The sequence below is a fragment of the Hoyosella altamirensis genome (assembly GCF_014191505.1).
GTDB classification, from domain to species: Bacteria; Actinomycetota; Actinomycetes; order Mycobacteriales; family Mycobacteriaceae; genus Hoyosella; species Hoyosella altamirensis.
Genome location: NZ_JACHWS010000010.1, coordinates 1 through 6,532, shown reverse-complemented (window position 1 = coordinate 6,532; position 6,532 = coordinate 1). Strand labels below are relative to the sequence as shown.

Annotated in this window: 11 protein-coding genes; all 11 read right to left on the bottom strand. The window is 61.7% G+C overall.

Translation table 11 applies throughout. The annotated features are described in order from the left end of the window. Positions 1-192: 192 nt before the first annotated feature. The gene (locus FHU29_RS22780) at positions 193-426 is read right to left on the bottom strand and encodes a hypothetical protein (RefSeq protein ID WP_064442291.1); all 234 of its coding nucleotides are present in this window, start codon (positions 424-426) and stop codon (positions 193-195) included. After that, positions 423-1,370 carry a DUF5131 family protein gene (locus FHU29_RS22775; protein ID WP_064442292.1) on the bottom strand — a complete coding sequence of 316 codons (948 nt, stop codon included), beginning with the start codon at positions 1,368-1,370 and terminating at the stop codon, positions 423-425. Before FHU29_RS22775 ends, FHU29_RS22780 begins: the two co-directional genes overlap by 4 nt. After that, a complete protein-coding gene (locus FHU29_RS22770; RefSeq protein WP_064442293.1) occupies positions 1,370-2,197 on the bottom strand; it encodes a DUF2303 family protein in 828 nt (275 codons plus the stop codon). Before FHU29_RS22770 ends, FHU29_RS22775 begins: the two co-directional genes overlap by 1 nt. Before the next feature lie 16 nt (positions 2,198-2,213). Beyond that, the gene (locus FHU29_RS22765; RefSeq protein ID WP_064442294.1) at positions 2,214-2,579 is read right to left on the bottom strand and encodes a hypothetical protein; all 366 of its coding nucleotides are present in this window, start codon (positions 2,577-2,579) and stop codon (positions 2,214-2,216) included. Positions 2,580-2,642: 63 nt separating this feature from the next. Further along, a complete protein-coding gene (locus FHU29_RS22760) occupies positions 2,643-3,185 on the bottom strand; it encodes a histidine phosphatase family protein (protein ID WP_064442295.1) in 543 nt (180 codons plus the stop codon). A 57-nt stretch (positions 3,186-3,242) separates the two neighbouring features. After that, positions 3,243-3,701, bottom strand: coding sequence for a hypothetical protein (locus FHU29_RS22755; RefSeq protein ID WP_064442296.1), 459 nt, complete (start codon positions 3,699-3,701; stop codon positions 3,243-3,245). After that, complete coding sequence (locus FHU29_RS22750; protein ID WP_064442297.1) at positions 3,694-4,173, bottom strand: hypothetical protein; 480 nt, start codon at positions 4,171-4,173, stop codon at positions 3,694-3,696. The genes FHU29_RS22755 and FHU29_RS22750 overlap by 8 nt, the downstream gene beginning before the upstream one ends. Next, complete coding sequence (locus tag FHU29_RS22745) at positions 4,170-4,637, bottom strand: hypothetical protein (RefSeq protein ID WP_064442298.1); 468 nt, start codon at positions 4,635-4,637, stop codon at positions 4,170-4,172. The genes FHU29_RS22750 and FHU29_RS22745 overlap by 4 nt, the downstream gene beginning before the upstream one ends. Then, on the bottom strand, positions 4,634-5,773 hold the full coding sequence (locus tag FHU29_RS22740; RefSeq protein WP_064442299.1) for a hypothetical protein: 1,140 nt from the start codon (positions 5,771-5,773) through the stop codon (positions 4,634-4,636). The genes FHU29_RS22745 and FHU29_RS22740 overlap by 4 nt, the downstream gene beginning before the upstream one ends. After that, a complete protein-coding gene (locus FHU29_RS22735) occupies positions 5,773-5,976 on the bottom strand; it encodes an excisionase family DNA-binding protein (RefSeq protein ID WP_157095383.1) in 204 nt (67 codons plus the stop codon). Before FHU29_RS22735 ends, FHU29_RS22740 begins: the two co-directional genes overlap by 1 nt. A 56-nt stretch (positions 5,977-6,032) precedes the next feature. Further along, the coding region (locus FHU29_RS22730) for a hypothetical protein (protein WP_221195337.1) at positions 6,033-6,532 on the bottom strand (500 nt) is incomplete at its 5' end.

Here is a 6,532-nt window from a genome sequence, read left to right as displayed (position 1 = left end):
GCCCCTTAGCACCTTTCTGGCCTTGCGGCTGGTCGCACCCCTGAACGCCGCATGCTTGATGGTGAAGTTGCCCGCGAGATAGGTCAGGGCTGCCTGTGGTGCCTGTCCGCCTCCATCGTTGGTAGTGGGACTTGCACCAACTGTGACCGTAATGCGGTCGTTTGCAACCTTCGACGCTGCAGGTGCTTTTGCTCATGCAGTGTCCTTGTCTTCAGGAAGGTGAATGTCGGTGATGTCGCGGTAAACAACGGTGGTTTGCCCATCACGAATGGGGTAGGACAGGGTGTTGCCGTCCCGCTTGTACGGGGTGCCAGCCTGTTTCAGCTGGTTCTCGTGGTCCCGGATGGCGGTGAGTTTCGGGCCTGGTTCGAAACGGATCCGCCGCCTGGTGGTGATGACCTCAACCACATGCTCCTGCGGGTTCATATGGTCACCGCCTGCGGGAACTCGTCCCAGGTGCGGCCATCCAGCTCGCGCCCCGCGGTCTTCTTCCCCACACGGCGCAGCAAGTAGGACTGTCGTCGAAGCTCGGCGTTGAAGGCGTCGAGTCCGGCAGTTCCGACCTTGTGAGTAGTTCCGAAGGTGTGAACTAGTGAATCTCCGGGCTTCCATTCGACGGGGGGAATGGGAGCCCATTCGCCCCACTGCTTGAACAGAAACGCCACCCCGGCGGCGTTGCACTGGTCGCGCAGTGACCGCGCCCAGTCGGGGTGCATCGGTCGGGCTTTCGCACCGGATTCGCCACCAACAACCACCCAGTCGAGACGCCGGTCAAACTCGTCGGGGGCGAGTAGGCCCGTCGAGGCGAGGTCAAGCGGGCCGAGTAGTGGTTCCGCTGAAATGAAACGCAATGCCGCCGGGGTGTCCAACAGTGCGGGGATACGAATGTCAGCCCACTTCTGATCCTCCGTAGACACCCCAAGCCACACATTCGGCAGCGGCCACGCCTGCTCAGGATCATCCACCACGTCAAGGGCGTGGTGCTCCAGGTTGATGGCCACCTTGAATGAATGGTCGTTCAGGAGTGACCGCATGCGGGCGTGCCGTTTCGTGAGCACCTGGAACGTATGTTGCGGTGCTGCTGCCATGACCGCGAACACCTTCGCTATGAACTCGTCAGGGATGTCGTCGTGGAACAGGTCGGACATGGAGTTGACGAAGATGCGGCGGGGCTTTCTCCAGAGCAGTGGCTTTTCGAGCCGATCGGGGCGCAGCGTCACCTGAAACCCATTGGGGTACGCCTTGGTGCCAGTGAATCGGTGCGCGATCGTCTCTGCGTAGCAATGGTCGCAGCCGTGCGATACCTTCGCGCATCCTGTGACTGGATTCCATGTCGCATCGGTCCATTCGATGCCTGTACGGTCACTCATTACGCGTCGAGGACCGTCCGGTCCAGGCCCTTCTCGATCGCCTCAACGACATGCCGCCAGCCGGCCAGCTCGATCTGCCGCGTCGGTTTCAGCTTCACCGCTAAACCGAGTTCACCGTTACGCACACGCAGCCGGAACCACGCCTCCACCTCATAGCGGGACTGTGACCCCTCGAACACTGGCAGCAGCAGCGTGATCGTTTGCGGAACTTCCAGGTTCGATGCTCGACCAGCCTTGGCGTCGACGTTCTCCCGGTACACGAGGTGCTGTGCACCGTTCGCGCGATGCACTGCGGATTCGAATGTGGATCCTGTTGTCACCCGGATGGATTCGATGATCTCCATGAGTTCGGCCTGGTCCGGGCGGAGCACAGTGTGGAGGAGCTCTTCGATGGTGTCGGAGAACTCGTCTTGGGGCATGTATCGGCCGGAGATGCGGTGCCAGGCGAGCCAGTCTTCGTCTTTGGCGAGTTCGAGGCGGAGGATGTCGTCGCGCCAGCCGGGCAGGTCGGTGGTGTGGTCGTTGTAGATCGCGTCGATGAGCGAGTGCTTCTGCTTGCCCCAGAGCGCGGCGGTTTCGCCGAGCGGGTAGCGGGCGAGTTCGGTGAGGAATGACGTGACGGTGCGGACGGTGCGGGTGCCTTTCGGGCGGCGCGGCCAGTGGTCGAACTCCTCGAGGTCGACGATATGGTTTTGGAGACCGTTGGTGGCGGTGGCGGCGGCGAGCAGCCTGACACGGGGCACGTCGGTGTCGATGAGGTGCACGCTGCGGCCTTCATCAGTGGTGAGTGTCTGGAACTCGTGCTGTTCGCTGACGTCGGTGTTCATCAGGTCGCTTTTCCTTTCAGGACAGCTGGTCGTGGGCGTGGTGAACGATCACTGCCGTGTCGCTGCCGCCGAACAGAGATGCTTGGTGGGGGTCGTTGCGGTGAAGCGAGTTGTCGTCGTCGGCGAACCACACGGAGCGTCGCGGCTCGACGGGTTTCTTGTGCGCGACCTTGTCCTGGATCTTGATGAGGTTCGGTTGGTCTTTGTCTGGTGTGAAGGTGAGCGTGATCGCGACGGATCCGGGCTTTCCGGTTTCGGTGACGGCTTCTATGACTTCACTCATGAGCCGGGAGATTTCGACGTGCGCGCGGCCTTTAGCGTGCTGGAGGAGTACGGCGGCGAAGTCCTGCCCCTCGGCTGGTGGTTCTGGGGTGTTGGTCATGTGGATTGAGTATCCAAATTGACCCCCCAACTTTGCGCCGCACGTGACACGCCCCGGAGGGGGTCAGAAGAGGGGATCTGTGTTAGCTGGCGCTTGGGGCCGGTGCGGTTTCCGGTGGGGCAGGTATTTCGCCATTACCTCGGCTCTGTGCCGTTCGGACTGCCACCGTTGGTGCGTCACTTTCAGTTGATCTAGAACGTTGCTGAGCTTCGCCTTGAGGGCGGCGATCGTCTTGTCGTGGGCGTCTTGAGCTAGTGCCGCGTCCCTGGTGGTGACTGAGACCTGGTGTGCGAGCGTGTCAGCGAGGGTTTGCGCTGTCAGCCACTCGGTCATGATTGTGCATAGTGGATCTGCGCGGACCAGTTGGATTGAGCGTTTGGAGCATCGCAAACGGGTGGCGAGGTCGTCGGCGGTGACACCGCGCTGGGTGAGGACAGCAACGACCCAGGCGCGGTCGGCGGCTGCGAGGTCCGTGAAACGGATCCGGCCTGCTGCCGCTACGTCGGGAAGCATGTCGTCGGGCTGGTAGCGGTGCGGCTGCCCGAGGCTGAACGGCAGCACATTGCTGTCGTCGTAGGGGTCGTTGTGATTGTTGGCTGCCAGCATGAGGGCATCACCTTCCACCCGCGATAGTGGTGTATTACATGAGTGTAATTCGGTTGTCTACACGGAACCCGGGTCTTGATTGTCAGGAACGACCAGCGCGATCAGTTTGTTCGCCAGGTCGGCCGGGTCGAAGTTCCCGTCGCCTGTCGCATCCAGAATGTGCTTGGTCGGCAGATCGAGACCGAGCATGCGGGCACGCCGGTCAATGATCTTGAGGATCACTCCCGCTGCCTTGTCGTCACCAGCGATCGCCGATGGCCACCACGCTTTCTCGAGCTGGTTGAGTTTCTCGGTCTCCAGAGCGCGGAGTTCATCGGCCTCAGCCTTAGGAATGTTGCGCAGCTCGGTCATTACATCGTTGTGAGCGACTTGCACGCTGACGCTGGTGTGTTTCGCGATTTCGCGGAATGAGTAGCCGACCTTGCGGAGGGCGAGTGCTTTGGCGCGGCGTTCGGCGATGTGCGCGGTTTGCTTGCTTGACGTGTTGCGGTTCGTTCCGCCTCGCGAGTTACCCATGCTGTTGCCCTCTCCCTGGTGTGATTATTCCTGCGCTCGATGTAGCTTCTGACGCACTATCGGACGCTTCAGGTGTCCACGATCCGTCGGCGTCCACATGCTCGCTCACAGACGCAATAACGACCTCAATCCGCGGCGCAGCGCGATCCACACGAACCCGGTACGCAACCTCCCCCACATACCGGTGACTATCACCGGGCAAGATCCCCGAAGCAACGAGCTCATCAATCACCGCTTTCCCAAGATGCGCGAGCCCGTCCGGATCCCGGGTCCGCTGATCAGGCGCCCACCAGATCACGCGGATCGCCGCGGCACTGTCGACCGGCTGGACACTGCTCTGAGTGATCGCGGCGCGGGTTGACCAGGCAACTTGTCGTTTGGCTCGGGCTTGTTTGGACCAGTGGGAGCGGCGGGCTTCGTTGCTGGTGAGTGGGGGTTTGGTGAGTCCGGGGAGGGTGAAGGTTTGGTTCATGGGTGCCTGATGGTGGTCCAGTAGTTGGCGAGCGCCTGTTGTTGCTCTTCGGGTGTGGCGGGTACTGGCTGCGGTGGCTGGTGTCCGGGTTTGGTGGTGATGCGCTGGTTGGGGTCGTGTTGGCAGCGGATTGCCCAGCCGTATTTGTCGTTGGGGTCGAGGATCCAGCCTTGGTCGTCGCAGTAGGGGCAGTTGGGGTCGGCGTGGGGGCTGGTTTTGTGCTCACGTGTGGTGCCGCGGATGGCTTTGAGTGCGCGGATGAGGGTGGCTGGTTTGAGGAGGGTGGTTTCGTCGTGGTGGTGGTGTTCGACTGCGGCGAGGAGTTCGGTTTTGGTGGGGTGGTAGCGGTCGAGGATGTTGGCCCATTCCTCGCACCAGGCTTCTGGGGGTGGTTTGCGTCCAGTGAGGTTGGCGTCTTTTTGGAGGGCTGCGTAGATGGCTTCGCGGGTCTGGTGGCTGGTCATGGGATGTTTTCCTGTTGTTGGCGGTCTTTTGCGGCCATGCGGTCGGCGAAGGCTTTGGCGGCTGCGTCGATGTCGAGGGGGTCGGATGCGGCTCTGGTGCGCTGGATGTCGCTGAGGAGGTGGGGAAGCATTTTCGGTCCGAGGCCGGGGCGGGTTTTCCAGGTGCGGAGGGTTTCGCGTACGTCGGCTTCTTCGGTCCTGGCGTGGAGCAGCGCGGCGGCTTCGATTGCTAGTGCGGTTTTGACGTTGTGGTGGATGGGGATGTCGATTTCTTCGCGGACTAGCCGCCAGCCCTCGGGTGGGACGGGTCTGCTGCGTGGTTCGTGCTCGTTCGCGCGCGTTTGCTGCTGCTGCTTTATTGGTTCATTTGGTTCACATGGCTCACATGGAGATCCCCCATCGGATGGGAGGGGGGATCCTTCATCGGGTCGCTGGGGGGTTCCTTCATCGGATGCGACCTGCGGTTTTCCGGTTTCGTGGCGGTGTTTTCCCGGTCGGGTGCTGGGGTGTGTCTGCGGCTGGTCTGCACGATTTCCCCGCGGCTTGGAAAGGGGGCTGAAAACGGCCCCTTCATCGGATGACCGATCGGATGACCGATCCCATGAGGGATCACATCTAAGGGGGGCTTCAAGGGGGGTTCCTTCATCGGATGCGACCTGCGGTTTCTCTGATTCCCAATCCGCGAGCGCTGACAGCTTCACCCACACTTCCCGAGCGGGTTGATCGTCCTCAGCGCGGAGGCGGCGCAACTCCGCTGACACCGTTTCCCGGCACTTCGGGGAGTCTGTCTTGACGAAGTCCTCGATGTACTTCTGCGAGTGGTTGGGGACTTTCCACGCGCGGTCGTGCCGAATGTAGGAGCGCACCATGACCTCTTCGGTGTCCTCATCGAGGATGATGAACCTGCGGTGCTGCAGGTGTTTCGCGGCGTCCTCGATCACTTCGACGGAGAGATCCGAGGCCCTTGACGCGAGTCTTCTGGGCCGCCACTCGGTGATGCCGAGCCGGTTCAATCTCGGGTCCGAGAGGATCATGAAGTACAGGTGCTGTGCGCTCGCTGGGATTGCCCGGAAGTTGTCATCCACCCAGATGGCCCGCAGGATGCGGACGTATCCTTTGCCGTCGGCAACACTCATCAGGCGGCACCCTGTTCTGCTGCTTCGCGGGCCGTGATGAAGTCGGCTAGTGCGGCAGCGGAGATGAGCCGCCTTCGACCAACTGTGAATGTTCGGATCTCACGATCAGCGATCAGCTTGTCGATCGCGGCGAGTGATACCCCTATCTGTTCAGCCGCCTCATTTTTGGAGAACGCTAGACGTGTCAGCGTGTGGCTCTTCATGGCTGTGCACTCTAGGAATCCGGTGTGCAATGTTTGCGGGTGAGCGACTCGCCGGTTCACGCTGCGCCTTCTCCCTCGAGCGCCTGGTCAAACCGCTCGATGATCTGGTCCACCGCACGCCGTCCCAAATCGCGCTCAAGAGCTTCCTGCATCTCGATCGGGCAATGCAGATACAGCCGTGCGATCAGGTGGGAATCGACGCGGACACGACCAAATGCATCCAGCAGGGATTCCAGCCGTGGCCAGGAGTGATCCGGTCTTCGCGGCGGCGGGCCGATCAGTCGCTTCCGGACAGCTAACGCCCGCAAATTCCCGCACGGCTTCGCGGGGAGAAGATCGACTAGGTAGTGCGCCTCCGTCTCAGCGAGTACCGGCAACGTGGTGCCGGGCGCGATTGTCCCCAGCGTGGTCCATATCGGGTACCGGTTCGTCACCATGCGGGCATGCGGCATCGCCACACCTCCAATTGCGTTCGAATTACAGGGAATTGACGAGCGAGTGCCCCGCGCGGAGTCGAACCAGCGCTGCGACCATCGGGGCGCTTGTACAGGGTCAG